1 protein-coding gene is annotated in these 634 nt (G+C 50.0%); it reads right to left on the bottom strand.

The features are described 5' to 3' along the window. A partial coding sequence (gene glpX, locus R7Z49_RS25855) for a class II fructose-bisphosphatase (protein WP_318112524.1) occupies positions 1–634 on the bottom strand: 634 nt, incomplete at both ends.

The raw sequence follows: 634 nt of genomic DNA on the forward strand, positions 1-634 counted from the left end.
GCACCGTAAATACGGTTTTCTTCTGTGTCGCCTTTCACTTCGTGGCGAGGTAGAAGGCGGCCATGCATGTCACCATCAAGTGCGCGAATCACCGCTGCGGATACCACCCCCTCTGGTGCACCGCCAATACAGTACATGAGGTCCACTTCACTATCTGGCATACACGTTAGGATGGAAGCTGCAACGTCGCCATCTGGCACCGCGAAGACACGCACACCCATCGCTTGCATTTCAGCAATCACATCATCGTGGCGAGGTTTTGCTAGAGTGATGACAACCAGAGTGTCCAGCGTTTTATTCAGCGCGCTAGCAACGTTTTCTAGGTTTTCTTTCAACGGCTTTTCTAGATCGATCACGCCTTTCGCACCTGGGCCAACAACCAGTTTTTCCATGTACATGTCAGGTGCTTTTAAAAAGCTGCCTTTTTCACCCGCGGCAAGCACTGCCAATGCGTTCGATTGACCCATTGCGGTCATGCGTGTGCCTTCAATAGGGTCAACAGCGATATCCACTTCATCGCCACCTAGACCAACTTTCTCACCGATGTATAGCATTGGAGCATCATCGATTTCACCTTCACCAATGACAATTTCACCACTGATGTCTGTTTTGTTCAGTAGAGTGCGCATAACTT

It is taken from the genome of Vibrio sp. 1562, from assembly GCF_033340155.1.
Classification (GTDB): domain Bacteria; phylum Pseudomonadota; class Gammaproteobacteria; order Enterobacterales; family Vibrionaceae; genus Vibrio; species Vibrio alginolyticus.